The organism is Rhodococcus sp. WB1 (genome assembly GCF_001700945.1).
Taxonomy (GTDB): domain Bacteria; phylum Actinomycetota; class Actinomycetes; order Mycobacteriales; family Mycobacteriaceae; genus Rhodococcus; species Rhodococcus aetherivorans.
The window spans coordinates 903459-930101 of sequence record NZ_CP015529.1 but is presented as its reverse complement, the minus strand read 5'-3'; the positions used below and the strand labels follow the sequence as shown (position 1 = coordinate 930101).

Annotated in this window: 27 protein-coding genes; 9 read left to right on the top strand and 18 right to left on the bottom strand. The window is 71.5% G+C overall.

The genetic code is table 11. From position 1 onward, the window contains the following. Position 1 precedes the first annotated feature (1 nt). Genes A4U64_RS04175 through A4U64_RS04165 form a run of 3 tightly spaced genes read left to right on the top strand, consistent with a single transcriptional unit; the run spans position 2 to position 3535 of the window. Positions 2 to 1597 (top strand): dipeptide ABC transporter ATP-binding protein, encoded by a 1596-nt coding sequence (locus A4U64_RS04175; RefSeq protein WP_065922234.1) that lies wholly within the window; start codon positions 2 to 4, stop codon positions 1595 to 1597. Beyond that, positions 1590 to 2540 (top strand): ABC transporter permease, encoded by a 951-nt coding sequence (locus tag A4U64_RS04170; RefSeq protein WP_006945380.1) that lies wholly within the window; start codon positions 1590 to 1592, stop codon positions 2538 to 2540. Before A4U64_RS04175 ends, A4U64_RS04170 begins: the two co-directional genes overlap by 8 nt. A 5-nt stretch (positions 2541 to 2545) precedes the next feature. Beyond that, the gene (locus A4U64_RS04165) at positions 2546 to 3535 is read left to right on the top strand and encodes an ABC transporter permease (protein WP_044476452.1); all 990 of its coding nucleotides are present in this window, start codon (positions 2546 to 2548) and stop codon (positions 3533 to 3535) included. Between the two features lie 12 nt (positions 3536 to 3547). Here A4U64_RS04165 and A4U64_RS04160 read toward each other — a convergent pair whose 3' ends face one another. From A4U64_RS04160 to A4U64_RS04150, 3 genes are all read right to left on the bottom strand, one after another. Then, positions 3548 to 4480, bottom strand: coding sequence for a cation diffusion facilitator family transporter (locus tag A4U64_RS04160; protein ID WP_006945361.1), 933 nt, complete (start codon positions 4478 to 4480; stop codon positions 3548 to 3550). Between the two features lie 69 nt (positions 4481 to 4549). Beyond that, a complete protein-coding gene (locus A4U64_RS04155) occupies positions 4550 to 5695 on the bottom strand; it encodes an FUSC family protein (RefSeq protein ID WP_043802373.1) in 1146 nt (381 codons plus the stop codon). Next, complete coding sequence (locus A4U64_RS04150) at positions 5682 to 6098, bottom strand: DUF3151 domain-containing protein (protein ID WP_029545418.1); 417 nt, start codon at positions 6096 to 6098, stop codon at positions 5682 to 5684. The genes A4U64_RS04155 and A4U64_RS04150 overlap by 14 nt, the downstream gene beginning before the upstream one ends. 80 nt (positions 6099 to 6178) lie before the next feature. Here A4U64_RS04150 and A4U64_RS04145 point away from each other — a divergent pair, with 80 nt between their 5' ends. Continuing rightward, positions 6179 to 7150, top strand: coding sequence for an Rv0361 family membrane protein (locus A4U64_RS04145; RefSeq protein WP_065922233.1), 972 nt, complete (start codon positions 6179 to 6181; stop codon positions 7148 to 7150). 69 nt (positions 7151 to 7219) lie between these two features. Here the strand turns inward: A4U64_RS04145 and fbaA are convergent, their stop codons facing one another. Next, positions 7220 to 8257: a class II fructose-bisphosphate aldolase gene (gene fbaA / locus A4U64_RS04140; RefSeq protein WP_006945356.1), complete on the bottom strand. Its 1038-nt coding sequence runs from the start codon at positions 8255 to 8257 to the stop codon at positions 7220 to 7222. Between the two features lie 150 nt (positions 8258 to 8407). On the opposite strand from fbaA, the gene A4U64_RS04135 reads away from it, so the two are divergent. Together A4U64_RS04135 and A4U64_RS04130 are read left to right on the top strand one after the other, a co-directional pair. Continuing rightward, positions 8408 to 9181 (top strand): DedA family protein, encoded by a 774-nt coding sequence (locus A4U64_RS04135; protein ID WP_006945355.1) that lies wholly within the window; start codon positions 8408 to 8410, stop codon positions 9179 to 9181. A gap of 23 nt (positions 9182 to 9204) precedes the next feature. Then, entirely contained in the window at positions 9205 to 9870 is a 666-nt protein-coding gene (locus A4U64_RS04130; RefSeq protein ID WP_006945353.1) for a DedA family protein, read from the top strand. On the opposite strand, the gene A4U64_RS04125 is transcribed toward A4U64_RS04130, so the two are convergent. The 5 genes from A4U64_RS04125 to A4U64_RS04105 form a co-directional block, all read right to left on the bottom strand. Continuing rightward, complete coding sequence (locus A4U64_RS04125; protein WP_065922232.1) at positions 9867 to 10931, bottom strand: GTP-binding protein; 1065 nt, start codon at positions 10929 to 10931, stop codon at positions 9867 to 9869. The two genes, A4U64_RS04130 and A4U64_RS04125, sit on opposite strands and share 4 nt — an antisense overlap. 17 nt (positions 10932 to 10948) lie before the next feature. Next, on the bottom strand, positions 10949 to 12109 hold the full coding sequence (locus A4U64_RS04120) for a glycoside hydrolase family 76 protein (protein ID WP_065922231.1): 1161 nt from the start codon (positions 12107 to 12109) through the stop codon (positions 10949 to 10951). 76 nt (positions 12110 to 12185) lie between these two features. Beyond that, a complete protein-coding gene (locus tag A4U64_RS04115) occupies positions 12186 to 12851 on the bottom strand; it encodes a TrmH family RNA methyltransferase (protein ID WP_006945344.1) in 666 nt (221 codons plus the stop codon). Positions 12852 to 12853: 2 nt separating this feature from the next. After that, a complete protein-coding gene (locus tag A4U64_RS04110) occupies positions 12854 to 13474 on the bottom strand; it encodes a hypothetical protein (protein ID WP_084648599.1) in 621 nt (206 codons plus the stop codon). Positions 13475 to 13521: 47 nt separating this feature from the next. Next, positions 13522 to 14289 carry an SDR family oxidoreductase gene (locus A4U64_RS04105; RefSeq protein WP_044476450.1) on the bottom strand — a complete coding sequence of 256 codons (768 nt, stop codon included), beginning with the start codon at positions 14287 to 14289 and terminating at the stop codon, positions 13522 to 13524. Positions 14290 to 14352: 63 nt separating this feature from the next. Here A4U64_RS04105 and A4U64_RS04100 point away from each other — a divergent pair, with 63 nt between their 5' ends. After that, positions 14353 to 14799, top strand: coding sequence for a hypothetical protein (locus A4U64_RS04100; protein WP_006945336.1), 447 nt, complete (start codon positions 14353 to 14355; stop codon positions 14797 to 14799). A 54-nt stretch (positions 14800 to 14853) separates the two neighbouring features. Here the strand turns inward: A4U64_RS04100 and A4U64_RS04095 are convergent, their stop codons facing one another. From A4U64_RS04095 to clpB, 9 genes are all read right to left on the bottom strand, one after another. After that, complete coding sequence (locus A4U64_RS04095; RefSeq protein WP_043796727.1) at positions 14854 to 15603, bottom strand: lysoplasmalogenase; 750 nt, start codon at positions 15601 to 15603, stop codon at positions 14854 to 14856. Positions 15604 to 15649: 46 nt separating this feature from the next. Next, complete coding sequence (galK, locus tag A4U64_RS04090; RefSeq protein WP_065922230.1) at positions 15650 to 16792, bottom strand: galactokinase; 1143 nt, start codon at positions 16790 to 16792, stop codon at positions 15650 to 15652. Further along, positions 16789 to 17895, bottom strand: a complete 1107-nt coding sequence (gene galT / locus A4U64_RS04085) for a galactose-1-phosphate uridylyltransferase (RefSeq protein ID WP_043796725.1) — start codon at positions 17893 to 17895, stop codon at positions 16789 to 16791. The genes galK and galT overlap by 4 nt, the downstream gene beginning before the upstream one ends. A gap of 19 nt (positions 17896 to 17914) precedes the next feature. Further along, positions 17915 to 18454, bottom strand: coding sequence for an orotate phosphoribosyltransferase (pyrE, locus tag A4U64_RS04080; protein WP_006945331.1), 540 nt, complete (start codon positions 18452 to 18454; stop codon positions 17915 to 17917). A gap of 78 nt (positions 18455 to 18532) precedes the next feature. Next, complete coding sequence (locus A4U64_RS04075; RefSeq protein WP_232334169.1) at positions 18533 to 19195, bottom strand: LemA family protein; 663 nt, start codon at positions 19193 to 19195, stop codon at positions 18533 to 18535. 99 nt (positions 19196 to 19294) lie between these two features. After that, complete coding sequence (locus tag A4U64_RS04070) at positions 19295 to 20083, bottom strand: SDR family NAD(P)-dependent oxidoreductase (RefSeq protein WP_029545441.1); 789 nt, start codon at positions 20081 to 20083, stop codon at positions 19295 to 19297. A 49-nt stretch (positions 20084 to 20132) separates the two neighbouring features. Then, a complete protein-coding gene (locus A4U64_RS04065; RefSeq protein WP_029545443.1) occupies positions 20133 to 20792 on the bottom strand; it encodes a hypothetical protein in 660 nt (219 codons plus the stop codon). A 30-nt stretch (positions 20793 to 20822) separates the two neighbouring features. After that, positions 20823 to 21740, bottom strand: coding sequence for a DUF5666 domain-containing protein (locus A4U64_RS04060; protein ID WP_029545445.1), 918 nt, complete (start codon positions 21738 to 21740; stop codon positions 20823 to 20825). Positions 21741 to 21817: 77 nt separating this feature from the next. After that, complete coding sequence (gene clpB / locus A4U64_RS04055) at positions 21818 to 24373, bottom strand: ATP-dependent chaperone ClpB (RefSeq protein ID WP_043796703.1); 2556 nt, start codon at positions 24371 to 24373, stop codon at positions 21818 to 21820. A 242-nt stretch (positions 24374 to 24615) separates the two neighbouring features. Here clpB and A4U64_RS04050 point away from each other — a divergent pair, with 242 nt between their 5' ends. Beyond that, the gene (locus tag A4U64_RS04050; protein WP_006931236.1) at positions 24616 to 25776 is read left to right on the top strand and encodes an FAD-binding oxidoreductase; all 1161 of its coding nucleotides are present in this window, start codon (positions 24616 to 24618) and stop codon (positions 25774 to 25776) included. A gap of 255 nt (positions 25777 to 26031) precedes the next feature. Then, the gene (locus A4U64_RS04045) at positions 26032 to 26643 is read left to right on the top strand and encodes a response regulator transcription factor (protein ID WP_373566445.1); all 612 of its coding nucleotides are present in this window, start codon (positions 26032 to 26034) and stop codon (positions 26641 to 26643) included.

Here is a 26643-nt window from a genome sequence, read left to right as displayed (position 1 = left end):
CATGTCCGTGTTGAGCGTCGAGAACCTCACCGTGTCGTTCCGGTCCGGAACCGCGGTGCGGAACGTGTCGTTCGCGGTCGAGGCGGGCCGGACGCTCGGGATCGTGGGTGAGTCCGGATCGGGCAAGAGCGTGTCACTGCTCGCAGCCACCGGGCTGCTCGGGTCCGGTGCCGTGGTGCAGGGCCGCGCCCTGCACCACGGCACTGATCTGGTGACCGCGACGCCGAAGCAGTTGCGCGCGCTCCGTGGCCGCGACATCGGGTTCGTATTCCAGGATCCGCTGAGCAACCTGCATCCACTCATGCCGGTCGGCCGACAGATCGGCGAGGCCATCACCGCGCACAGGCGCGTCGACCGCGCGACGCTGCGACGCCGCGTCGTCGAACTCCTCGACGAGGTGGGCATCGCCCGCGCGCGGGACCGGATCGACGACTACCCCGTGCACTTCTCCGGCGGCATGCGCCAACGGGTGATGATTGCGATCGCGATCGCGAACGATCCGCAGCTCGTCATCGCCGACGAACCGACCACAGCCCTGGACGCGACGGTACAGTCCGCGATTCTTGGTCTGCTGCAACACCTTCGGCAGGACCATCACATGGCGCTCGTGCTGGTCAGTCACGACCTCGCCCTGGTGTCGGACGTCGCGGACGACGTGGTGGTCATGCACCGCGGGCAGGTCGTCGAAGCCGGCCCGGCGGATCGGGTGTACACCGCACCCGCGCACCGCTACACCGAGGCCCTGCTCGCGGCCCGGCACCGGCCGGTGGCCCCACCCGTCGGTGCGCGGCCGCACCGCGCCGAACTACTGCGGGCCGAGAATGTCTCGAAGAGTTTCCGCACCGGAGGCCGCAGACGCCATCAGGTGCTCGCCGACGTCGACCTGTGCATCGGTGAAGGCGAAATCGTGGGCCTGGTAGGCGAATCCGGTTCCGGCAAGTCCACGCTCAGCCGCATCGTCGCGGGGCTCGAGACCGCCGACTCGGGCATCCTGCATTTTCGCGGCTCTCCGTATGTGCGTCCGGGACGGCAGCGCGTCGCGGTGGAGCCGCACGTGCGTCGGTCGATCCAGATGGTGTTCCAGGATCCGTACGGCAGCCTGAACCCGCGGCGCAGCATCAGCGAGATCCTCACCGCACCGTTCGAGCTGGCGGGGGAGTTCACCCCGGTCGAGATCCGGCGAAGAATCGGCGAATTACTCGCGCGCGTGGGCCTTCCCGGCGGATTCACAGCCCGATATCCGGCACAGCTGTCCGGTGGTCAGCGCCAGCGTGTCGCGCTCGCCCGGGCTCTCGCGCTGGATCCGGCCCTGATCGTCGCCGACGAACCGGTCTCGGCGCTGGATATGTCGACCGCTCGGCAGATCGTCGACCTGCTCCGCGCCTTGCGCGACGAGCAGGGAACCTCACTGCTGTTCGTCTCGCACGACCTCGGCGTCGTGTCCGCGCTGTGCGATCGGGTCGCTGTCCTGCGCGACGGCATGATCGTCGAGCAGGGGTACACCGACGAGATCTTCGCCGCGCCCCGGCACGAGTACACCCGCACCCTGTTGAGTGCCGTCCCCGGCCACGCTCGAAGGGACACCGTCGATGCCTGAACCGTGGACGAAGCTCGTCGGCCTCGGCGCCGTGGACGCCGAAGCCCCACCGGTGTCCCGCGGCGAGGCGATCCGCGCACTGATGCAGGACCACTCCGCTCGGTTCGGAGCATGGACGGTGCTGCTGGTGATCGTGGCCGCTGCGGCGGCACCGCTCGTCGCTGCGGTCGTGGGGCACGGACCCACGGAACAGTTCCGGCAGGAGGCCCTGGACGCATCCGGCATACCGGTCGGACCGTCCTTCGGGTTCTGGCTCGGTGCCGACGGGGAAGGGCGCGACGTGCTGGTGCGCACGCTGTACGGCGCGCAGATTTCGTTGCTCGTAGGGATTCCCGCCACCACGTTGGCGATGGTGATCGGGACGGTCGTCGGTCTCACGTCGGGGTTCATGGGAGGCGCCTTCGATCGGGTGACAGGTCAGGTCATCGACGTGGTGTTGTCGTTTCCGTTCGTCGTGACCGCGCTGAGCCTGCTGGCACTCAACCGAGGCGGGGACGGCAGACCGGTCATCAGCCCGGTCCTGGTGGTGATCGCGATCATCTCCGCGTTCTCGTGGACGTTCTTCGCGCGCCTGAGCCGGGGCATGGCGGTGGCGCTGCGGTCGCAGCCGTTCGTCGACGCAGCGGTGACCCTCGCGGCGGGCCGGCGGTACATCCTGTTCCGGGAGATCCTCCCGAACGTCGTGCCGGTGATCGCGGTGTACTGGGCCGTGCAGTTGCCCACCAACATCGTCGCCGAGGCCACGCTGTCGTTCCTCGGGGTCGGTATCCAAGCCCCGACGCCGAGTCTGGGAAACATGATCGCCGACGCCCAACGCACCTCGATCTATCAGGTACAGCCCTGGTATCTCCTCGGTCCCGCCGTGGCCCTGTTCGTCGTCGTGCTCGGCTTCAACACGTTCAGCAGCGGCCTGCGCAACGTCCTCGACCCCGGGAAGCGGTGAGATCGATGTTCCGGCAATTTCTCGCTCTCGTCACCCGATCGGCGACCACGCTCCTGCTCGTGCTGCTCGCCGCCTTCGCGATCACACGCGTCGCCTATCGGGATCCCGCGACGATGCTCGCGCCGCGCAACGCCACTCAGGAGAGCATCGACGCGGTGGCCCGCGCCTTGCGCCTGCACGAACCGTGGTACGTGCAGTTGAAGAACTACCTGCTCCGCGGCCCGGACATCCAGGGCGCGCCGATGGGACTCGCCCATTGGCCACCCGCCCTCGGGTACTCGTTCCGGCAGCAGACACCGGTGACGGACCTGATCCTGTCGAAGGTGCCGGTGACCGTCTCCCTGGCCTTGGGCGCCCTGGTGATCTGGATGACGCTCTCGATCGTGCTGGGCGTCGAAGCCGCCCGCCGGCCGGGCTCGGCAGTCGATCACGGCCTGTCTGCCCTGTCCTACGTCGCATTGTCGCTGCCGACGTTTCTCACCGGCATGTTGCTGTCGTACTTTCTGTTCTTCACGCTGTCGACCCACGGGCTGTATCTCTTTCCCAGCAGCGGGTACGTGCCGTTCGCGGAGAACCCGTTCGAGTGGGCACGGCACCTGCTGCTGCCCTGGCTGACACTGACCATCGCGGAGATCGGCATCTTCCAGCGGGTGGTGCGTGGGTCGATGCTCGAAGTCCTCGACGCCGACTACATCCGGACTGCGCGGGCGAAAGGACTGTCGGAGAACGCCGTCCACTACCGGCACGGGTTGGATGCGGCGTTGAACCCGGTGATCACCCTGGGCGGTCTCGAGCTTGCGGCGATCATGGGTGGGGCGATCGTGACCGAGACGATCTTCGGCCTGGACGGCGTGGGCCGACTGGCGATCACGGCGGCGCTCGAGGGGGATTTCCCCGTGGTGATCGGCACCACCGTGTTCGCCGCAGCCGTGTTCGTCCTGTGTTCGCTGGTGGTCGACGGCGTCACCCGCCTACGGGAGCCCTCCCTGGCGTGAGCAGCCTCGGCCCTACCAGGTGACGTTCTCCTCGCAGCGCCGCCCGTTGACGGTCGTCTCCACCTGGACGGTGGCGTGCTCGAGCCCGTGGGAGGTGAGGACGGCGCGGGCCGACTCGAGCACCCACTGCCCGTCGTGGTCGCTGATCAGGTGCACGGTGGCGACGTCCATGCCGGTGGTAAGGGTCCACACGTGCAGGTCGTGGACGCCGGTGACGCCGGGCAGGGCGGACAGGTCGGCGCGCACCCCCTCAACGTCGAGGTGGGCGGGCGAAGCCTGGGTGAGGATGCGCAGCGACGCCGCGGCCAGGCGCACCGCCCGCGGCACCACCCACAGGGAGATGAGGACGCCGACGACGACGTCGGCGAGGCTCCAGTCGAACAGCAGCACGAGGGCACCGGCGACGAGCACCCCGACGCTGCCGACCGCGTCGGCGAGCACCTCGAGGTAGGCGCCGCGCACGGCGAGGCTGTCCTTGGCGTCGGCCCGCAGGAGCAGCATGACGACGAGGTTGGCGGCCAGGCCGGCCGCCGCGGTGACCACCAGCGCCGTCCCGGGGATCTCCGGGGCGTCACCGATGCGGCGGATCGCCTCGTAGAACACCCACACCGCCACCGCGAGCAGCAGCGCGGCGTTCGCCATGGCGGCGAGTACCTCGGCGCGGTGCCACCCGAAGGTGCGCGCGGCCGCCGTGCTGCCCCGCCGGGCCAGGATCAACGCGACCATGCCCATGGACATGCCCACCACGTCGGTGAGCATGTGGCCGGCGTCGGCGAGCAGGGCCAGCGAGTCGATCCACAGGGCGACGCCCGTCTCGAGGATCAGGAACGCGACCAGGACGACGAGGGCGATCGCCATCCGCCACAGCCGTCCCTTCGACGGGCCGGCCCCGCCGGGAGTGCTCGTCCCGGAATGGCCGTGCGAGTGGCCGTGTCCGACGCCCATGGTCCTCCCTCCGAAGTTTCGGCAATCATATGCAGACATACGCATATGTTCAACGGAGAGGGGAGCCGCTCAGGACTCGGGGGGATACGCCGGATGCTCCACCGTCGGGGGCAGCGTGGCGATCGCCGAGACCCGCTCGAGGCCGGCCACCTGCAGCAGGTCCACGATCAGCGAACGAATCTGCGCGAACACCACCGTCGAGGACAGGCCCGCCCCCGCCACGAGGTCCGGCTTCATCTCCCGGGCCACGCTGCGCAGCACCCGGGCCGCCTCCGCCTGATCGGGCTGCTCCCCCGGCTCGGCGAGGACCATCAGCCGCAGCACGTCCACCGCCCCGGCCAGCTCCTCGATGCGCCGCACCAGCCGCGGGTCGAGGATCTCGTCGTCGCGCACGAGCGAGAGCGACCGGCGCGCCAGCACCCGCGTGTTGCGCATGGCGTTGTCGATCGGGTCCGCCGCGGCCATGAGGCGCTCGAGCCGGGGCCGGCTGTTCCAGTACAGCGGCGAGATGCGGCTCACCTCCTTGCCGCCGGAGATGTTGGCGCGCATCGCGTCGATCGCCGACTGCGTGGCCCGGGCCTCCCTGAGGGCCGCCTCGATGGGTTTCGGGTTGTTCTCGACCAGGCCGGCCTCGACCTTGCGCAGCACGTCCGCCGTGGTGGACAGCACGTTCGCCGCCTCCCGCCGCGCCCGGCGCACCGGGTGGGTGGGGATGACGGCGACGACGGCGATGCCGACCAGCCCGCCGATGAGGGCGTCGACCATTCGGTCGATACCCCCGGACCCGCCGGGCGGGATCAGGGTCGCCACCAGCACCGCCGAGTTCCCGGCCTGCATGGAGAAGATCGGGCCGCTGTTGAGCGCGACCGCCGTGCCCATCGCCATCGCGACGACGAGCGCGATCTGCCACGGGCCGCTGCCGATGAACGAGATGATCAGGTCGCCGACACCGATGCCCACGGTGACACCGCAGACGAGTTCGACCGACCGTCGCATCCGCGCACCCAGTGACAGCCCGAGCGACACCACCGCCGCGATGGGCGCGAAGAACGGCTGCTCGTGCCCGACCGGCCCCGTGGCGACCCACCAGGCGATGCCCGCTGCCAGCGCGCACTGCAGGATCGGCAGCGCCGAGGAACGCAGGCGGAGCCCCGACGTGCGCAGCCGCCGGCGCGTGCCCACCCTGGTGGGTAACCGGGGACTAATCGACGCCAAGTGCTTCGGCGGCGCGCGGGTCGCAGTCCTCGAGCAGGTCGAGGCAGCGGGCATGCTCGTCGGCCTCGCCGATCTCCTTCGCCGCACGGGCCAGCGTCGCGACGCACCGCAGGAAGCCCCGGTTCGGTTCGTGGTCGAACGGCACGGGACCGAAGCCCTTCCAGCCGTTGCGGCGCAACTGGTCGAGACCGCGGTGGTAGCCGGTGCGGGCGTAGGCGTAGGCCGCGATCGTCTCGCCGCGCCCGAGGGCGGCTTCGGCCAGGTAGGCCCAGGCGATCGACGCGGTCGGGTGGTCGGCGGCCACCTTCGCCGGGTCCTCGTGGTTCAGCAGCGCCGACTCCGCCTCGTCGTCGCCGGGCAGCAGGGTGGGTTGGGGTCCGAGAAGGTCACCGAAAGACGTCATGGCCACCATTGTGCCCACCGCCCGAAGACGGTCGATAGGCTGCCCGGGAGAACAGCCGTCCGTCCAGCAAGGGGGATCGCGTGCCGGATCCGAAGAACGAAGACACCACCACGTCTCCCCGTCCGGCGACGGACACCCCCGGGTCCTCCGCGGAGCACGACGACGCCGAGGACCCGGCGCCGCGCGCGGGCTCGGAGCGCGACACCCCCGGCGACGACGCGCCGGCCCCGGCCGGTGCCGCGGATCCCGCCGCCGCCCCGGACACGCCGGCCGCACAGCCCGGGCCGGCCGCGGCGAGCGAGGCGGAGACCGTGGCCATCCCGGCCACGCGCCGCGCCGAGCCCGCGCCCTCCCCCGCCGACGCACCCACCGCACGCATCCCCGTCACCACGCACACCCCCAAGCAGGCGCCGCAGCGGATCGAGCCCGATCGGGCGGCCGGACGCGCGGAGCCGCAGCGGGTCGCCCCCCAGCGCGCCGAACCGCCGCGCATCCAGCCGACGCGGGTCCCGCCGCCCCGGCCGGAGGCGCGGCGTGTCGAACCCCAGCGCATCGAACCCCAGCGCGTCCAGCCGGTCCCGGGGCCGCAGCGCATCGACCCGGTCGCACCCGCCCGGCGCAGCCGCCGGGGCTGGGCGATCGCGGCCCTCGTCGCGGGCCTGCTCGTCGTCGCCGCGGTGGCGGCCGCGGCCGTGAAGGTCTACCTGGACGACCGGGCGGCGAACTCGCCGGAGGCTCGGATCCGGACCACCGTCGAGACCTTCGTCCGGGCGCTCGCCGCCGGCGACCTGACGACGCTGCGCACCACGACGTGCGGCGGCCTGCAGGAGTTCTACGCCTCGGTGCCGCCCGAGCAGTTCGCCGACATCCACCGCACCGCCGTCGACCAGGGCACCGTGCCCGTCGTCACGGGCATCGACAAGGTGCAGATCACCGACGGCCAGGCCATCGCGCAGGTGACGGCGCACCCGGCCGGCACCCCGACCGACGTCACCCAGCGCACCTTCGACCTGGCCCAGGAGGGCGAGGACTGGAAGGTCTGCGGGGAGTGAAACGACGCGAGCGGTGACGCGGGCCGGGCCCGCGTCACCGCTCGCGTGGGATGACCGCGCAGGGACGGATCAGCCGGCGGACACCGAGCGGCCCGCGGACTTGAGGTCGTTGCAGGCCTCGACGACCCGAGCGGTCATCGACGCCTCGGCCTTCTTCAGGTAGCTGCGCGGGTCGTAGGTCTTCTTGTTGCCGACCTCGCCGTCGATCTTCAGCACACCGTCGTAGTTGGCGAACATGTGGCCGGCGATCGGGCGGGTGAACGCGTACTGGGTGTCGGTGTCGACGTTCATCTTCACCACGCCGTAGCTCAGCGCCTCGTCGATCTCCGACTTCAGCGAGCCGGAACCGCCGTGGAAGACCAGGTCGAACGGCTTCGAGCCGGCGGGCAGGCCCAGCTTCTTCGAAGCGGCGGCCTGGCCGTCGGCCAGCACGGACGGCTCGAGCTTGACGTTGCCCGGCTTGTAGACGCCGTGGACGTTGCCGAACGTCGCAGCGAGCAGGTACTTGCCCTTCTCACCGGCGCCGAGCGCGTCGACCGTCTTCTCGAAGTCCTCGATCGAGGTGTAGAGCTTCTCGTTGATGGCGTTCTCGACGCCGTCCTCTTCACCGCCGACGACGCCGATCTCGACCTCGAGGATGATGTTCGCGTCCTTCGACAGGGCCAGCAGCTCCTGGGCGATCTGCAGGTTCTCGTCGATCGGGATGGCCGAGCCGTCCCACATGTGCGACTGGAACAGCGGGTTCTCGCCGTTCTTCACCCGCTCCTGCGAGATGGCGAGCAGCGGGCGCACGAAGCCGTCCAGCTTGTCCTTCGGGCAGTGGTCGGTGTGCAGCGCGATGGTGACGTCGTACTTCGCGGCGATGACGTGCGCGAACTCGGCGAGCGCGACGGCGCCGGTCACCATGTCCTTGACACCGAGGCCGGAGCCGAACTCGGCGCCACCCGTCGAGAACTGGATGATGCCGTCGCTGCCGGCGTCCGCGAAGCCCTTGATGGCGGCGTTGATGGTTTCGGACGAGGTGCAGTTGATGGCCGGGAACGCGAAGGAGTGATCCTTGGCGCGGGCGATCATCTCGGCGTAGACCTCGGGAGTCGCGATTGGCACGGCGGCTGTCCTCCAGATGAGAGTCGATGGGTGCCTCCCCGGGGGTGCGGGAGGCGCCAGGGTTGTCCCTGCAGTATGTCAACTGCCGGCGCGGGGACACAGTCGGGTGCCCGCCGTGATTCGGGCCACCGGCATCCCACCGGTACTCTGGTGGCCGTGAGTGTGCTCGGAGGCCTGGAGTCCGTGACCGTCGTTCCGGAGAGCGTGACGAATCTGGCGTTGCTGCCGGGATTCCTGGACCCGGTGAACCTGCTCAACTCCTTCGGCACCTGGGTGCTCATCGGCCTGCTGCTCGTGGTATTCATCGAGTCGGGTCTGCTGTTCCCCCTGCTGCCGGGCGACTCGCTGCTCTTCACGGCGGGCCTGATCGCCGCCTCGAAGTCCGAGGAGATCCCGCCGTTCGCGCCGCTGTGGGTGCTGATGGTGACGATCCCGATCGCGGCGATCCTGGGCGACCAGGTGGGCTACTGGATCGGCGCCAAGGGCGGCACCCGCCTGTTCAAGAGCTACGACGCGAAGATCCTCAACAAGCAGTACATCGACCAGTCCGAGGACTTCTTCCAGCGGCACGGTCCGATCACGATCGTCCTCGCCCGGTTCGTGCCCATCGTGCGCACCTTCGCGCCGGTCGTCGCGGGCGCCTCCCGCATGCGGTATCCGGTGTTCCTCACCTACAACATCGTCGGTGGTGTGCTGTGGGGCGCCGGCGTGACGTTGCTGGGTTACCTGCTCGGTCAGATCGCCTTCATCCGCGACAACATCGACATCATCTTCCTGCTCATCGTGTTCGTCTCCGTCGTCCCGATCCTGCTCGAGATCGGCAAGCACCTGATCGCCAAGCGCAGGGCCGCGGCCGTCACGGAGGCCGAGGCCACGGCCGACACGGTGCCGGTGCCGACGACCCGTCGCGACACCACGCCCTGAGCACGCGCGCGAACGCGTTCTCCATGATTCTCGCCGCGGAAACCTTCGGTCCTCTCGAAACCGCCGGGCCCGCCCTGGTGTGGCTCGTCGTCGTGACGTTCGTGTTCGTCGAGTGCGCGATCATCCTCGGACTGTTCCTGCCCGGGGACTCCATGCTGCTGACCGCCGGCGTCGTGCTGGCCGCCCACCATTCCGGTGCGGCGCAGGTGTGGGCCCTGGCGGTCGGCGCGATGGTGGCCGCGATCGCCGGGAACCAGGTGGGGTACGTGATCGGCCACCGTCGCGGCCACCACCTCATCGCCCGCCGCAACGGCCGATACCTCAACGCGGCCAACCTGCGGAAGGTCAATGTCCTGCTCGACCGGTACGGGTTCTGGGCGGTGCTGATCGCCCGCTGGATCCCGTGGGTGCGCACGCTGTCGCCGCTGGTGGCCGGGGCCGCCCGGATGAACCACACCCGGTACACGATCGCGTCCACGATCGGCGCGATCCTGTGGGCGCCCGTCCTGCTGCTCGTCGGGTTCTACTTCGGCGAATACCTCGAGCGGGTCTCGTGGCTGCTGCCGACGGTCCTCGCCGTGATGGCCGCCGTCCTCGTGGTGGGCACCGTGCTCGGCGTCCGGCAGTACCGGATCGAGATGGCGCGGCCCGCGGTGGACGTGGAGATCGCGGACGTCGACCCCGACTAGGAGTGCCCGGCCGCGAGAGCCGGATCCAGGAGGCGGCGCGGGGTGTCCGGGTCCAGGCGCACCCCGATGAAGACGATCTCCTGGCCCGGCGTCTCGCCGGTCAGAGACCACGGCTGCGCCGGTTCGAGCATCAGGTTGGGGCCGGCCTGCGACCAGATCGCCGCGGTGTCCGGGTCGTCGGCGAACCAGCAGAAGCCCTTGCTGCGCAGCACCCCGTGCAGGTTCTCCACCGCCGCCTCGAGCCGGGCCCGGTCGAAGGGGCGGTCGGCGCGGTAGACGACGCTGCGGATGCCGTACTCCTCGGTCTCCGGGGTGTGACCGCCGGCGAGCTCCTCGGCCCAGCCCGGGGCGAGCGCGGCCGCCTCCGGGTCGTAGCGGCCGGTGCCGAGGACCTCGTCGATCGGGACGGCGCCGTGGACGGTGCGCAGCAGCCGCGCCGTCGGGTTGAGCCGGCGCAGCGTGGCCTCGACGGCCCCGGCGACGGCGTCGCTCACCAGATCGGTCTTGTTGACCAGCAGCACGTCGGCGAACTCGACCTGCTCGACGAGCAGGTCGGAGATGCTGCGCTCGTCGCCTGCGCCGGCCTCGAGCGCGCGGTCGTCGAGGCGGTCGCCGCGCGCGAGTTCGGCGAGGAATGTGGCGGCGTCGACGACGGTGACCATCGTGTCGAGGCGCGCGAGCCGGCTGAGGCGGAAGCCGTCGTCGAACTCCCAGTCGAACGTCGCGGCGACGGGCATCGGCTCGGAGATGCCGGTCGACTCGATCACGAGATGGTCGAACCGGTTCTCCCGGGCGAGCCGCGCGACCGTCTCGATCAGGTCCTCGCGCAGCGTGCAGCAGATGCAGCCGTTGGTGAGCTCGACGAGCTTCTCGGTGGTGCGGTCGAGGCTGCCCTGGCCGGCGACGAGCGCGGCGTCGATGTTGATCTCGCTCATGTCGTTGACGACGACCGCTACGCGCGCGCCGTCACGGTTGGCGAGGATGTGGTTGAGCAGTGTGGTCTTGCCCGCGCCGAGGAAGCCGGAGAGCACGGTGACGGGCAGGGGCGTCGCGACGGTCATGCCGTCGACGATAGCCGTTATCGATAACCGTTTTCAAAACGGGTGCCATCGGGCCGCGCGGCGCTCGGCCCGGGCGCCCGCTCGGCGGCCACGGCGTAGGCCGACTCCATCAGCATCCACCCGCTCAGCTGCACCGACAGATCCCGCTCGGCCACCCCCGAGCTGCGCACCGTGCCGCCGGAGAAGCGCGCGATCCCGGGGGCCGTTCCCGGCAGCCGCGCCTGGACGGACCAGTCCCGCCCGAACAGGGGCAGCCCCTCGATCTGCAGGCGGTTCGCCCACGCGGCCTGCGCGGACGCGAGCACGATCCGCGCCGCGACCCGGCGCGCCCGTTCGTCCTCGGGATCGACCACCGGCAGCGTCGTCGCGACCATCGCCAGGTACCGGACGAGGATGCCGTTGAACAACCCACCGTCCCCACCGCCGCCGCCGGTGATCACCCCCCGTTCGGTCAGCTCGTTGTCGACGGCGTCGACGAGGGCGTGCACCCGCTCCCGGTGCCGCGGATCGCCCATCTGCACCGCCAGCTCCGTCTCCAGGCCGAGCACAACGCCCTGGCAGTACGTGTAGACGGCGCGCTCGACCCGGTCACGCCGGATCCCGTCGAAGATCAGGCCGGTCTCCGCGTCGCGCAGCGTCTCGTGGATCCAGTCCGCCATCTCCTGGGCCCGCAGCAGCTTTCCGGTGCGGGCGAGCAGCAGGCCCGCCGGGCCGTTGGCCGGGGTGTTGTAGAAGTCGTCGCGGCGCCGCCAGGGGATGCCGCCGCCCCGCTCGGGCGCCCACGCCGCGAACACCTCGTTCTCGAGGACGGCGATGGCGTCGCGGCGGTCGACGTAGAGGTGCCGCTGCGCCCGCTCGAGCGCCAGGCCGAGCCAGGCCATGTCGTCGAAGTAGTTGTTGGTCCAGCCGGCGAGGTTGCGGATCCGGTGCGAGCGCGTCAGCCGCAGCACCCGGCGCCGGCGCCGCGGCGTCGCCTCCCGCTCGGCGGCGTCGACCGCGAGATCGATCAGGTGGGCCTGCCACCAGTAGTGCCAGGTGAGGAAGAGCCGTTCGCGGCGCACCGCCGGCCAGCCGACGACCCCGAGCGCGGTGCCGGGCAGCGCCCACAGCCGCCGCACGTGCCGCGACATGACTGCAGCCTCCGCGAGATCCGCCCGCTCGGCCCACACATCCGACATGTCGTCGCCAACCTCGTCTCACCGTCGCTACCGATACCAGCTTTCCCCTATCGGCCGCTCCCCGTCGAACGTTTCTTCACCAGGCCCGGTCGAGATCGGCGTGCTGCCGGATCCAGGCGTGCATCGCGATCCCGGCGGCGACGCCGGCGTTGATGCTGCGGGTCGAGCCGAACTGGGCGATGGACACGGTCGTCGCCGCGACCTCCCGCGCCCGCGCCGTGACACCGGGCCCTTCCTGGCCGAACAGCAGCATGCACGCGCGGGGCAGCTGCGCGGTCTCGAGCGGCACCGATCCGGGTGTGTTGTCCACCGCGACGATCGTCAGTCCCCGTCCGGCCGCCCAGTCGATCAGGGAGTCGACGTCGGGGTGGTGCACGAGATGCTGGTACCGGTCGGTCACCATGGCCCCGCGACGGTTCCAGCGCCGACGGCCGACGATGTGCACGGCGGCCGCCGCGAACGCGTTGGCGGTACGCACCACCGTGCCGATGTTCGCGTCGTGCCCGAAGTTCTCGATCGCCACGTGCAGCGGATGACGGCGGGTGTCGATGTCGGCGACGATCGCCTCGCGCGTCCAGTAGCGGTAGGCGTCGACGACGTTGCGGCGGTCGCCGCGGGCGAGCAGCTCCGGATCGTAGCGCGGGTCCTGCGGCGGTTCGGTGCCGAACTCCTCGGCCCACGGGCCGCACCCGTGCGGGTGCTCGCCCCACTCGGTGGGGCCGGGAGCGTCGTCGAGTTGCACGGTCAGAAGGTCGTGTTGGAGCCGGCGGCGATCGTGAAGCCGTGACCGGTGGCGTCGTTGGCGCAGGTGACGTCGGCGTCGGTGGTCTCGCACGTGTAGCCGAGCTTGCTCAGCCGCGATCCGCTCGGCAGCACCGGGTCGTCGCCGCCGGAGGTGTAGACCGAGCCGCCCGAGCACATGAACTCCGCCGGGCCCGCGTCCTGTACGCGAATACCGTTGCCCCAGTTGACCATACAATTCTCGGGACGCGGGGGGACCGGATCGGTGGCGCCCTCGCAGCCGGCCTCGGTGCGCGAGGGGAGTCTGACGATGCCGCAGCGGAACCCGCCGTCGGGGCTGGTGAAGTAGTACGACTCGTTGCGCTCGTACTGCACGTCCGCCAGCGTCGTCGGCGCACTGTCGGGGGCCGGTGCCGGCGGCGTGGTCGTCGTGGCCCCGGTGGCCGTCGTGGTCCCGGGGGCCGTCGGCGCGGGTGCCGCGGTCGTGGTGGTGGTCGTGGCGGCCGCGCTCGCCGACGACGCGGCGGCCGGCTGCTCCCCGCCGTCCGCGGTCCCTCCGCAGCCGGCCAGTGCCAGCACCGCCACCGCGGCCGCACCGATCGACGACATCCGACGCACGTTCACCCGACTCCTTCCGTCGCTGATCCGTCCGCCACTCTAGCGAGACCGCCTCAGCTGCCGGTCACCCACCGGTTGACCAGGCGATTGAGCCGGGTGGGCGTAACCTGCGCGAGTGCGGCGAACGCCTTGGCCTGCCAGCCCACCGCGTGGTGCACACCCGACGGCCGCCGCCCGGGGCGGGTCAGGTCGTAGAGATCCCGGGCGACGTCGTCGGCGGTGAGCCGGATCCCCAGCCGCCGCGCGGCGCCGACGTTCAGGTCCCGGGTCATCGCCGTCTCGACGAACAGCGGCCACAACGCGATCACCCGGACGCCGTGCGGGGCCCATTCCAGATCGAGCGCCTCGGTCAGCCCGCGCACGGCGAACTTGGTGGCGCTGTAGGTCGCGAGCTCCGGCTGGCCATAGAGCGCCGACGCCGAGCAGAGGTTGACCACCTGCGCGCCGGGCGTGCGGCGCAGGTACTCGAACGCGCTGTGGCAGCCCGTGATCGTGCCGGTGACGTTGACGTCGACCATCTGCCGGTGCCGTTCGAGCGCGGTCGTCTCGAACGGTCCCGACGCCAGGAGGCCGGCGTTGTTGACGAGCAGGTCGAGGGTGCCGTCGGTGCAGAACCCCTTCAGCGCCCGCTCCCAGCCCAGCGCGTCGGTGACGTCGAGAACGCCGGTGACGATGCCGGGCTGCTCCGCGGCGAGCACCTCGAGGCCCGCCGCGTCGACGTCGACGGCCGCGACCCGGTAACCGCGGCGGGCGAAGAGCAGTGCGGTGGCGCGGCCGATCCCCGAGGCGGCGCCGGTGACGAACACACTGGGTGAATTCATGGATGCAGCGTAGCGACGACGGACGTGGCGCAGGTCACGGACTATCCTGGCATCGGAGGAGCAATGAACCACGTTCGAGTCGTTCGTGCCGTCGCATTCGTCACCGCCGGGTACATCGTCGTCCTGGCGCTGTGGCTGGGCCTGTTCGTCGCCAACTCCCCCGAGGGCACCGTCCCCTACCAGATCATGTTCCTGCTGGCCGCGTACGGCTCGGCGCTGGGCATCGCCATGATCCTCGCCGGGCGGCCGCCGCGCGCCGACCGCCGCCTCGCCCGCCGCGGCCTCGAGGGCTGGGCCACCATCACCTCGGCCCGGCAACTCGGCCACACCGTCGACAACGGCGAGCTGACCGAACTGGACCTCGACCTGACGGTGCCGGGCTCCGAGCCGTACCACGGACGGGTGCTCTACGAGGTTGCCCGCGAGGATCTCGCCCGGTTCGAGCCCGGCCGGGTCGTCGGCATCCGGGTCGACCCCCGCGACCGCGACCGGATCGTCCTCTGCCCGTAGGCGACGTGCGCACGAAAGTGGACGCACGCACGAAAGTGCCTGTCGCGCCCGTCGTTACCCGCGCAGATAGCCCCGGCGCGCGCGAGTGCCGTCCCGGCCGAGGGCGAGCTTGCCCTCGACGAGGAGCAACTGCGCGAGGGCGTACGTCGCGAGCACGAATCCCTCTGCCGCGGCCCGGGTCCGCTGCGACCGCAGCAGCACCCGCCGCACGACGATGGTGCCGTCGGACAGGGTGAAGACCAGGCCGCCGGCGCCCAGCCAGCTGCGCCGGTCCTCGTTCGGGATCGGCAGTCCGGCCACCCGCCGGGCCCCGGGCGCGAGCGCCGGATCGGCGGCGAGGGTCGCGGTGGTGCCCAGCAGGGCGCCGTACCCGGTCAGCGGCGCCGCCACCTCCGGGGACCGTGCGCCGAGCAGACCGGCGGCCCCGAGCGCCGCGACCGCCCGCGGCACCGCCGCCGACCGCGTCGGACGGGCACCGCGACGCACCAGCAGGGCCGAGTAGCAGGCCTGCATCACGGCGAACGACGACGCACCGCGCAGCAGCCGGGCGTCGTCGTCCGGGTCGATCATGAACACGTCGCCGACGGTCGCGCCGGTCAGCCCGAGCAGCAACAGGGCGGTGTCGAGCCGGTCGGTGTGCGGGGCGTGCCGCAGCACCCGCACCGCCAGCGACGGGCCGATCAGCGGCTTGGCCACCCGCTGCAACCGCTCGTTGCCGAGCACCCCGCCCACGACCGTCGCCGCCGCGGCCGCGGCGAACACCGCATGCTCGGCGTTCCACTTGTCCCGGCTGAACCATCCCATGGCTGGCAGCGTACCGACCCGCACGACGTCACCCGGCCGCCTTCCCTCAGGAGCAGCGCCGGGCGCCCGCCGCCGCCACCGCACGCAGGAACTTCGGCCGCGGCAGGTCCCGCTCGCGGGCGGCCGCCGTCACGGCCTCCGCCACCGCGGCGACGTCCGTCGCCCGGCACAGCGCGATCGCGGATCCGCCGAATCCGCCGCCGACCATCCGGGCCCCGAGCGCCCCGGCGGCGCGGGCGGCGTCGACGGCGCTGTCGAGTTCGACGGAGCTGACCTCGAAGTCGTCGCGCAGCGACCGGTGCGCGGCGTCGAGCAGCGGCCCGAGCCGGTCCGGGGCGTCGTCCCGCAGCGCGGCGACGGCGGCGCGCACCCGGGCGATCTCCGTGACGACGTGCCCGGCCCGGCGCCGCAGCACCGGATCGGTCAGCGCGTCGAGCGGAGCCACGGTGTCGACCTCGCGCAGACTCGTCACGCCGAGCCGGCGCGCGGCCTCCTCGACGTCGCGGCGCCGCTGCCCGTACGGCCCGTCGACGAGGCGGTGCGGCGCGTCCGTGTCGACGACGAGCAGCGCCAGGCCGTGCGATTCCAGGTCGATCGGGATGTGCTCGACCGCTCCGGTCGCGCAGTCCAGCAGCAGTGCACGACCGGCCCGGCCGCGCAGCGCGATCTGCTGGTCCATGCCGCCGGTGGGGGCGCCGACACAGTCGTTCTCGGCCCGCGTGCAGGCGGCGGCGAGGGCGGCCCGGCCGGCATCGTCGACCGGCAGCCCGTACAGCTCGGCCAGGGCGAGGGCGACGGCCGCCTCGAGTGCCGCCGAGCTGGACAGGCCCGCCCCCACCGGCACGTCGGAGGCGATCGCGACGTCGACGCCCGCGAACCCGGGCGGGTCAAGCGTGTGAATCACCCCGGCGACGTAGGCGGCCCAGCCGCCGGTGCGTCCTTTGGGCGGCTGGAGCAGCCCAAAGGACGCACCGGCGAAGCCCTCGCTGACGAGCCGCACCGTCCCGTCGTCGCGGCGACGCACCACCGCCGCCGTGACCTGCGGCAGCGCCAGGGGCAGGCACAGCCCGCCGGCGTAGTCGACGTGCTCACCGATCAGGTTGACCCGGCCCGGCGCGCACCACACCCCCTCCGGTACCCCACCGAACTCCCGGGCGAACTCGGCCGCCGCGGCCGCGCACACCTTCATCCGGCGAGCTCCCGCAGTCGCGCCGCGATGCGTTCGGCGGAGGTGTCGCTGATCCATACACCCATCGCGGACTCCGAGCCGGCCAGGTACTTGAGCTTGTCGGCGGCGCGGCGCAGCGAGAAGATCTGGCAGAACAGACGACCGTACGGTCGCTCGTCGCCGACCGGCGCCTGGTGCCAGGCCGCGATGTAGGGGACGCGGTCCACGCCGTCGAAGAACAGGTCCACGCGGCGCAGCAACTCCCGGTAGGCCACCGCCAGCTCGTCGCGCTCGGGGTCGTCGAGGGCGGCGAGGTCCGGCACGTCGCGATGCGGGGCGAGATGCACCTCGATCGGCCACCGCGCCGCGGCCGGCACGTAGGCGGTCCACCGCCGCCCGGACCACACGATGCGCGTGCCCGCCCGGCGTTCGGCCTCGAGCACGTCGCGTTGCAGCAGCCGGCCCGTCGCGGCGTGGTGCGCGCGGGCCCGCTGCACCAGCCCCTGCGACCGCGCCGGCAGGAACGGGTAGGCATAGATCTGCCCGTGCGGATGTTGAAGCGTCACACCGATTTCCGCGCCGCGGTTCTCGAAGCAGAACACCTGCCGCACGTCGGGGGCGGCCGAGAGTTCGGCGGTGCGGTCGGCCAGCGCATCGAACACCGTGCGGACCCGCGCGACGCTCAGGTCGGCGAACCGGGCGTCGTGGTCGGCGGTGAACGCGACCACCTCGCAGCGGCCCGTCGCGGGTCGTCGCGGCCACAGCGGGTCGCCGTCCACCGGACCGGCGACGGCGCCACCCGGCCCGAGGGCCGGGAAGCGGTTCTCGAACACCACCACGTCGTAGTCGTCGGCGGGGATCTCGGTGGCGGCCCGGCCCGGACGGGTGGGGCACAGCGGGCAGTCCGCGGGGTCCGGCAGGAAGGTGCGGTCCATGCGGTGCGACGCGGAGACCACCCACTCCCCCGTCAGCGGGTCGAAGCGGAGTTCGGACGCGGCCCCGGCCGACGGTAGCCGCCGCGTGTCGTGCCGCTCCCGCACCGCGCCACCACCGACGTACGGCTCGGTGTCGTCGAAATAGAACAGTTCCCGGCCGTCCGCGAGGCGCGTCGCGGTCCGTCGCACCCGCCCGGCCACGGAAAACCTAGGCGTCCTGCAGTCCCAGGTCCTGCAGGCCCAGCAGGTAGCGGTACTCGACGCCCTCCGCGGCGATCACCTCGCCGGCACCGGTGGCCCGGTCGACGACGGTGGCGACACCCACGACCGTCGCGCCGGCGTCGCGCAGGGCCTTGACCGCGGTGAGCGGAGAGTTGCCCGTGGTGGTCGTGTCCTCGACCACCAGGACGCGCTTGCCGAGCACGTCGGGACCCTCGATCTGCCGCTGCATGCCGTGCGCCTTGGCGGCCTTGCGGACGACGAACGCGTCGATCGGGCGGCCGGCGGCGTGCATGACCGCGAGCGCCACCGGATCGGCACCCATGGTGAGGCCGCCCACGGCGTCGAAGTCCCAGTCGGCGACCAGTTCCCGGATGAGCTTGCCGATCAGCGGGCCGGCCCGGTGGTGCAGGGTGGCGCGGCGGAGATCCACGTAGTAGTCGGCCTCTTTGCCGGACGACAAGGTCACCTTGCCGTGCACCACCGCCAGTTCGCGAACCAGCGCAGCCAACTCCTCGCGATCACTCATCGCAACCCCTCACCGTCTCTCGTTCCACGCCGCGCCCCGAGGGCGCCGGCGACGACGAGCCTAGTCGGGGTCCGACGGTCAGGCCGCGACGGTGTCCGATCCGCCGGTCGGCGCGTCCGATCCGCCGGTCGGCGCGTCCGATCCGCCGGTCGGCGCGTCGCCTCCGGGGGCGGAGGCGGGAGCCGTCGCGACGGGCTCAGGCGGGGCCACGGCGGTGGGGGCGGGCGGGGCGGCGACCTCGAACAGCGGGACGGGTCCGACCGCGGCGAGGCGCGCGAACACCGAGGCCGGGAAGGTGGTGGTCGCGGTGTTGATGGCGCGGCCGAGGTCGTTGTGGACGCGGGCGGCCCCGGCGATGCGCTGCTCGCGGGTCTGCAACTCGCGGGCGACGCGGATGAACGGCCAGTGGTTGACGCCGTCGAGGACGCCGATCAGGTCGTGCAGGGCCGCCGACAGGGTGTTCTCGGCCGCGGCCCGCTCGCCCAGGGGCAGCCGCTGGTCGCGCATGGCGATTGCCAGGGAGCGGGCTCCGACGACGGGGCTGAGCCGGCTGCGGTCCATGCCGGCGCCGGCGGAGGCCGCGACGAGGGCGGGCACCTGGTCGTAGCGGTCGTCGAGTTCGTTGGTCAGCAGCCGCAGGCTGTCGCGGTGGCGCATCTTCAGCACCCGGAGGCGGCGGACGGCGGCGCGCGTCCACAGCAGCAGTACCACCACGACCGCAACGACAATCACAAGAGCCACAGACGTCACAGGGCGAAATCTACCGCGGGCCCGCGGGGGCGCCCGAGTCGCGACGCGCCGTGTCGGCGCGCCGTGTCCGGACCGTTACCTGCGCTGGGCCTACGTCCGTCCCCGGCCGCGGCCGACCAGGTTGGTCGCCCTGCGCACCAGGTTCTTCGGGACGAGCCGGCCCACCGTCGTGAGCACCTTGTACTGCAGGCCCGGAATGCTGATCACCTTGCCGGCCTCGAGGTCGGCGAGGGACGTGCGCACCACCGTGTCCACGTCGAGCCACATCAGTTCCGGGATCGAGCTCATCTCGATCCCGGCCCGCTCGTGGAACTCGGTGTGCACGAAGCCGGGGCACAGCGCCTGCACCCGCACCCCGGTGCCGGCGAGGCCGCCGGCCAGTCCCTCGGTGAACGAGACGACGTAGGCCTTGCTCGCCGAGTACGTCGAACCCCGCCCGGAGAGCAACCCGGCGACGCTGGCGACGTTGACGATGCTGCCCCTGCCTGCCGCGATCATCGGCGGCAGCGCGGCCCGGGTCAGCTGCATCACGGCGGTGACGTTGACGTCGAGCTGCGACTGCAGCAGAGCGGGGTCGGCGGTCCAGAATTCGCCGGACGTACCGAACCCGGCGTTGTTGACGAGCATCTCCACGCCCTCGGCGAGGCGCCGCGCGACGGAGGCGCGGCCGTCCTCGGTGGCCAGGTCTGCGGCGAGGACCTCCGAGGTGGTGCCGAAACGCGACGTCAGTTCGTCGGCGAGGGACCGCAGGCTCTCCTCGCGACGGGCGACGAGCACGAGGTCGTACCCCTTGCCGGCGAGCGCGCGCGCGAAGCCTGCGCCGATGCCGGACGTGGGGCCGGTGATCAGGGCGACGGGCCGGGTGGCAGCGGAAGTCATGGGCTAAAGCTAGCGCAGCGCGCCGGCCGCTTCCGGTGACGCGGTGGGCTCAGTGCCGCGCGGAGGGGCGGCCGGGGTCGTGCGCGACCCGGTCGAGTTCCTGCGGCTCCACGATCGGGGGCAGCACGTGCAGGATCCCGGAGAGCCGGGCGACGGTCTCGATGGCCGAGTCCCATTCCCGGCCGGTGCTGCCCACGGGGATCGAGCCGAGGGTCCATTCGCCCTCGCTCCACAGCATCTGCACGTGCGGCGGGATCGACTCGGTGTAGGCGACCATGCGCTGGTCACAGATGCGGCGGGCGATCTCGAGGTCGGTGGCGAACACGATGCGCGGACCGATGGCGCCGAGCAGGTTCATGTCCGAGTCCTTCGGCGGCGGCGTCGACTTCAGGCGCAGGTCGATGTCGACGTCGGAGCCGACCTTGCGGCGCACCGCGACGATCGTCGCGGTCTCCTCGATGTCGAAGAGGATGAACTCCTCGCCACGGCGGATGCCGTGGACCACGTCCACCGCGCCGAGATACTCCTGCTTGGCCAGGGCCGCCCGGTGCCAGTGCCCGGGCAGGGTGTCGTCGGCGGCGCTGTACTTGTAGCCCTGGGCGCGCGCCCAGATCTCGCGCACGCGGCCGGACTGTTCGCGGCGCGTGCGGTCGATGTAGAGCAGCACCAGCGCACCCGCGAGTGCGATCGCCGCCAGTCCGAACCACATAACCGTCATCGAGGGTCAGCCTATCGCGTTCTAGTTGCCCGGACCGCCGAAGGACGGCAGGGACGCGCTGACCACAGTGTCGGCGATCATCTCCCCGTCCCGCAACGGCGAGCCCTGCGCGACGACCGAGTCGCCGACCCGCAGCGCCGACGGATCGGAGCCCGCGAGCGACATGATCTGCGTCTCGGGCGTGAGCCGCACGGTGACGCTCGAGCCGCCCATGCCGCTGAGCGTGAGGGAGGTGCCGTCGTTGGCGGTGATCGTGCCGACGACGGTGCCGGCCGCGCCGATGACGTCGCCGAGCCCGCCGGGCAGCTGCTCGAACGGCAGGCCGGGCACGGCCGGGTCGGTGGTGGGCGCGGGCGTCGTGGGCGCGGGCCGGGGCACCGTGGTCGTGGTGGTCGGGGCCGCCGCGCTGCGCTGCTGCGGGTCGTCGCCGCTGCCGCCGCTGAGCAGATAGCCGCCGAAGCCGGCCAGCACGATCAGCGCCACCGCGGCGAGCAGGATCAGGCCCCAACGGCGCCGCCGGGGCGGCTTCGCGTCGAGCGCCGGGTACTCGCCGGTGTGCGGCGGGGTGGGTGGCGCCGCCCCGTACTGCTGGGTGTGCGGGTACTGCTGCGCCGACGTGTACTGCTGGGTCGGCGCGTACTGCTGGGTCGGCGCGTACTGCGGCTGGGGCCCGTAGGAGCCGGGCTGCTCGAACGCCTGCGTCGGGTTGGGCGGCGCCGCCGTCGGATCGAACCGGGGGTCGTACGCCGGGTAGACCAGGGTGGGGTTGGCGGGCGGACGGCCGTACGCCTCGGTCGGGTCGGCGGTGTGCAGGACCCGGGTGTCGTCGGCGTCCGGGTCGGTGCGGCCGGTGCCCGTCGCGCGCGCGTCGTCCGCACGCCCCTCGTCGAGCGAGTAGGCGCGCTCCTGGGGGGTGCGCGGATCGTGCGGGTTCGTCATGGTCCCTCCAGGTTAGGCGCTGCGCGCCGGTGCGTCCTTTGGGCTGGCACAGCAGCCCAAAGGACGCACCGGCGGCGTCAGGCGCCTATCACGAGGTGGTCGCCGTCGTCGCTGACGCCCACCGAGACGGTGTCGCCGTCCTTGATGTCCCCGGCCAGCAGCTTCTTGGCGAGCTGATCGCCGATCGACTGCTGGATGAGCCGGCGCAGCGGACGCGCACCGTACTGCGGGTCGTAGCCCCGCACGGCGAGCCAGAACCGGGCCGAGGTCGACACGTCGAGCGCGAGCCGCCGGGCCGCTAGACGCCCGGCCAGCTGCTCGAGCTGGATGTCGACGATCTGCTCGAGCTGCTCCTCGGTCAGCGAGTGGAAGATCACCACGTCGTCGAGCCGGTTGATGAACTCCGGCTTGAACGCCGCCCGCACCGCCGCCATGATGTGCTCCCGGTCGCCACCCGCACCGAGGTTCGAGGTGAGGATCAGGATCGTGTTGCGGAAGTCGACGGTGCGGCCCTGCCCGTCGGTGAGCCGACCGTCGTCGAGCACCTGCAGCAGCGTGTCGAACACGTCCGGGTGGGCCTTTTCGACCTCGTCGAACAGCACCACCGAGTAGGGGCGGCGACGCACCGCCTCGGTGAGCTGGCCACCCGACTCGTAGCCGACGTAGCCCGGAGGGGCGCCGACGAGCCGCGCGACGGAGTGCTTCTCGCTGTACTCGGACATGTCGATCCGCACCATGGCGCGTTCGTCGTCGAACAGGAAGTCCGCCAGCGCCTTCGCCAGCTCGGTCTTGCCGACGCCGGTGGGGCCGAGGAACAGGAACGAGCCGGTGGGCCGGTTCGGGTCGGCGACGCCCGCCCGCGAGCGGCGCACCGCGTCCGACACGGCCTGTACGGCCTCGTCCTGGCCGACGACCCGCTTGCCGAGCTCGGACTCCATGCGCAGCAGCTTGGCGGTCTCGCCCTCCATCATGCGGCCGGCGGGGATGCCGGTCCAGGCGGCGACGACGTCGGCGACGTCGTCCGGGCCGACCTCCTCCTTGAGCATGACGTCGCCGTCGGAGGCGGCTCCGGACGCGGCGGCGGCCTTCTCCAGTTCCTTCTCCAGCTGCGGGATGCGGCCGTAGCGCAGCTCCGCGGCCTTGCCGAGGTCACCGTCGCGTTCGGCGCGTTCCTCCTCGCCGCGCAGCGCCTCGAGTTGTTCCTTGATTCCCCGCACCGAATCGATGGCGGTCTTTTCGTTCTGCCAGCGGGTGGTGAGCTGGTTCAGCTTCTCGCGTTCGTCGGCGAGTTCGGCGCGCAGCTTCTCGAGCCGGTCCTTGGAGGCCTCGTCGGTCTCCTTCTGCAGCGCCATCTCCTCGATCTCGAGGCGACGGACGATGCGCTCGACCGAGTCGATCTCCTCGGGGCGCGAGTCGATCTCCATGCGCAGCCGGGACGCGGCCTCGTCGACGAGGTCGATGGCCTTGTCCGGCAGGAACCGGGAGGTGATGTACCGGTCGGAGAGGGTGGCGGCGGCGACGAGCGCGGAGTCGGTGATGCGCACGCCGTGGTGCACCTCGTACCGCTCCTTGAGCCCGCGCAGGATGCCGACGGTGTCCTCCACGCTCGGCTCGCCGACGAGCACCTGCTGGAAGCGGCGTTCGAGGGCGGCGTCCTTCTCGATGTACTTGCGGTACTCGTCGAGGGTGGTGGCGCCGACGAGGCGCAGCTCGCCGCGGGCGAGCATGGGCTTGATCATGTTGCCGGCGTCCATCGCCGATTCGCCGGTCGCGCCGGCGCCGACGATGGTGTGCAGCTCGTCGATGAAGGTGATGATCTGCCCGGCCGATTCCTTGATCTCGTCGAGCACGGCCTTGAGGCGTTCCTCGAACTCGCCGCGGTACTTGGCGCCGGCGACCATCGACCCGAGGTCGAGCGCGATGACGGTCTTGCCGCGCAGGGACTCGGGGACGTCGCCGGCGACGATGCGCTGGGCGAGGCCCTCGACGATGGCGGTCTTGCCGACGCCGGGCTCGCCGATGAGCACGGGGTTGTTCTTGGTACGCCGGCTCAGCACCTGGACGACGCGACGGATCTCGTTGTCGCGGCCGATGACCGGGTCGAGCTTGCCCTCCCGGGCGCGGGCGGTGAGGTCGGTCGAGTACTTCTCGAGCGCCTGGTAGGTGCCCTCGGGGTCCGGGCTGGTCACGCGGGCGCTGCCGCGGACGGTGGTGAACGCGTCGCGCAGCGCGGCGGGGGTGGCGCCGTGCCCGACGAGGAGCTTGGCGACGTCGGAATCGCCGCCGGCCAGGCCGACGAGCACGTGCTCGGTCGAGACGTACTCGTCGTCGAGTTCGGTGGCGAGGTGCTGCGCGGCGGTCAGGGCGGCGACGGCCTCCCGGCCGAGTTGCGGCGTGGTGGTGGCGCCGGTGGCGCTGGGCAGCCGGTCGACGAGTGTCTGCGCCTCCCGGTGCACGACGGTCGGGTCCACGCCGACGGCCTTGAGCAGCGGCGCGGCGATGCCGTCGGTCTGGTCGAGCAGCGCGACGAGCAGGTGGGCCGGACGGATCTCCGGATTGCCCGCAGCGGACGCGGACTGCATGGCAGCCGTCATCGCCGCCTGGGTCTTGGTGGTGGGATTGAACGAGTCCACTGCGAACCCCTTCCCTTCATTGAGCGAGCCGGTATCAATTCTGCACCCGCAAGCCTCCCGCCGCGGGCGTTCGCATGCTTCAACAGCACCAAAGTTGAGTTTGTTCCGCTCAACTTTATCGAGTCGTGTGACCTGCGGCACATCGCGGGGGTCACCGAGCCGCTCGACGTCGATTGTGGCCGAAACACCGCCGCGGGACTACAGTGGCGGCCGACCAGCAGAGACGGCGAGCGGGAGGGTGCGTGGAGGCCTTCGCCGTCGCCCGCGTCCAGCTCAGCTTCGCGTCGATCGTCGCGACCCCCGGCGGCGCCGAGCGCTTCGCCACGGCCTTCTACACCGCCCTGTGGAGCGACACAGTCGGCATCCGCGAGCTGTTCCCCGCGGGAATGGAGACGATGCGGCAGCGGTTCGCGACCGCCGTCGGCTGGGCGATCAACCGGCTCGGCGACCCCGACACCGTCACCGCCTTCCTCACCCAGCTCGGCCGCGACCACCGCAAGTACGGCGTCCGGCCCGACCACTTCCATGCCGCCGGCCGGGCCCTGCACACCGCCGTGCGCGAGTGCACCCCGCCCATCCTGTGGACCGACGCCCTCGACCGCACGTGGTCCGGGGTCATCACCCACGTCGTCGACACCATGGCCGCCGCCGCCGCCGAGGACGACCTGCCCGCCGCGTGGGGCGCCACCGTCGTCGGCCACGAACGGGTGCTGCCCGACCTGGCGATCATCCGGCTCGAGACGGACTCGCCCATCCCGTACCACGCCGGGCAGTACATGAGCGTGCAGATCCCGCAGCGGCCGCACATGTGGCGGTACCTGTCGGCGGCAATCCCCCCGAACCCGTACGGCCAGATCGAGTTCCACGTCCGTCGCGTGTCCGGCGGCTGGGTCAGCCCGGCACTGGTCGGCGACACCTCCGTCGGGGACCGCTGGGTGATCGGGCCGCCGCTCGGCGGCCTGCACGTCGACCGCGACAGCGGTGAGGACGTGCTGATGATCGCCTCCGGCACAGGCCTCGCGCCGCTGCGGGCGCAACTGATGGAGATGGGCATGCGGGGCGACAACCCGCGCGTGCACCTGTTCTTCGGCGGCAAGTACCCCTGCGACCTCTACGACCTGCAGACGCTGTGGCAGCTGGCCACCACCAATCCGTGGCTCACGGTCGTGCCCGTCGTGGAGGAGACCGAGAACCCGTGGTGGCACCCGGTTCCCGTGGAAGATCCGCCGCCGGGCCTGCACCGGACCCTGCACGGCAAGCTGGGAAAGGTGGTCTCACAGTTCGGCTCCTGGGCCGATCGGCAGATCCAGATCGCCGGGTCCCCGTCGATGATCAAGACCACCCTCTACGCACTGTCCGCCGGCGGCACGCCGCGGCAGAACATCAGCTTCGACCCGCTGTAGATCCGCATCTGCCGCACATTGTGTGCCGGTGAGCCTACGCACCGCACCGGCGGTGACCGCAATTCGTTCCCCTTCGAGCCGCCTCACGGGTAATTCGACCTCCGAAGCGATTCCTGGGGATCTCGTTCGGTCCGGGCAATGGACGTCCACCGTGTTGAGCGTTCCGATTCGCCCGTTGAGCCGATGTTGAGCGCCGTCCGGACACTTGTTGTTGCCCATTCACACCTCCCCCGGGAGCAAGAGATGCAACCCCGAGTGCCTGTTTACGTATACGCCGACGACTCGATACTCCGGGCCGGAGTAGTCAGTCAGCTGCGCATGCGGAGCGAGGTGGCCGTCGTCGACACCGATCCGGAATCCGCGGAGGTCGCCATCCTCGCCGCTGACGTTCTCGACGACGCCGCCATGCGGACCCTCCACGCCCTCCAGCGCGGCTTCTCGCCGCGAGTGATCCTCGTCCTGCGTGTCATCGACGACTCCACGCTCGTCGCCGCGGCAGAGGGCGGTATCAGCGGCCTGCTCCGCCGTAGTGACGCGACACCCGACCTGCTGGTCCGCACCGTCCAGCGCGTCATCGCCGGGGACGGGGTCGTTCCTCCTGACCTTCTCGGCCGCCTGCTCGGCCAGGTCGGTGCCCTGCAGCGACAGGTACTGACGCCGCGCGGATTGCGATTCTCGGGACTCTCCGAACGCGAGGTCCAGGTTCTGCGTCTGGTGGCCGACGGACACGACACCTCTGAGATCGCGCAGAAGCTCTGCTACAGCCAGCGCACGGTCAAGAACGTCCTGCACGACATCACCACCCGGCTGCAGCTCCGCAACAGATCGCACGCCGTGGCATATGCCGTCCGCGAGGGACTGATCTGA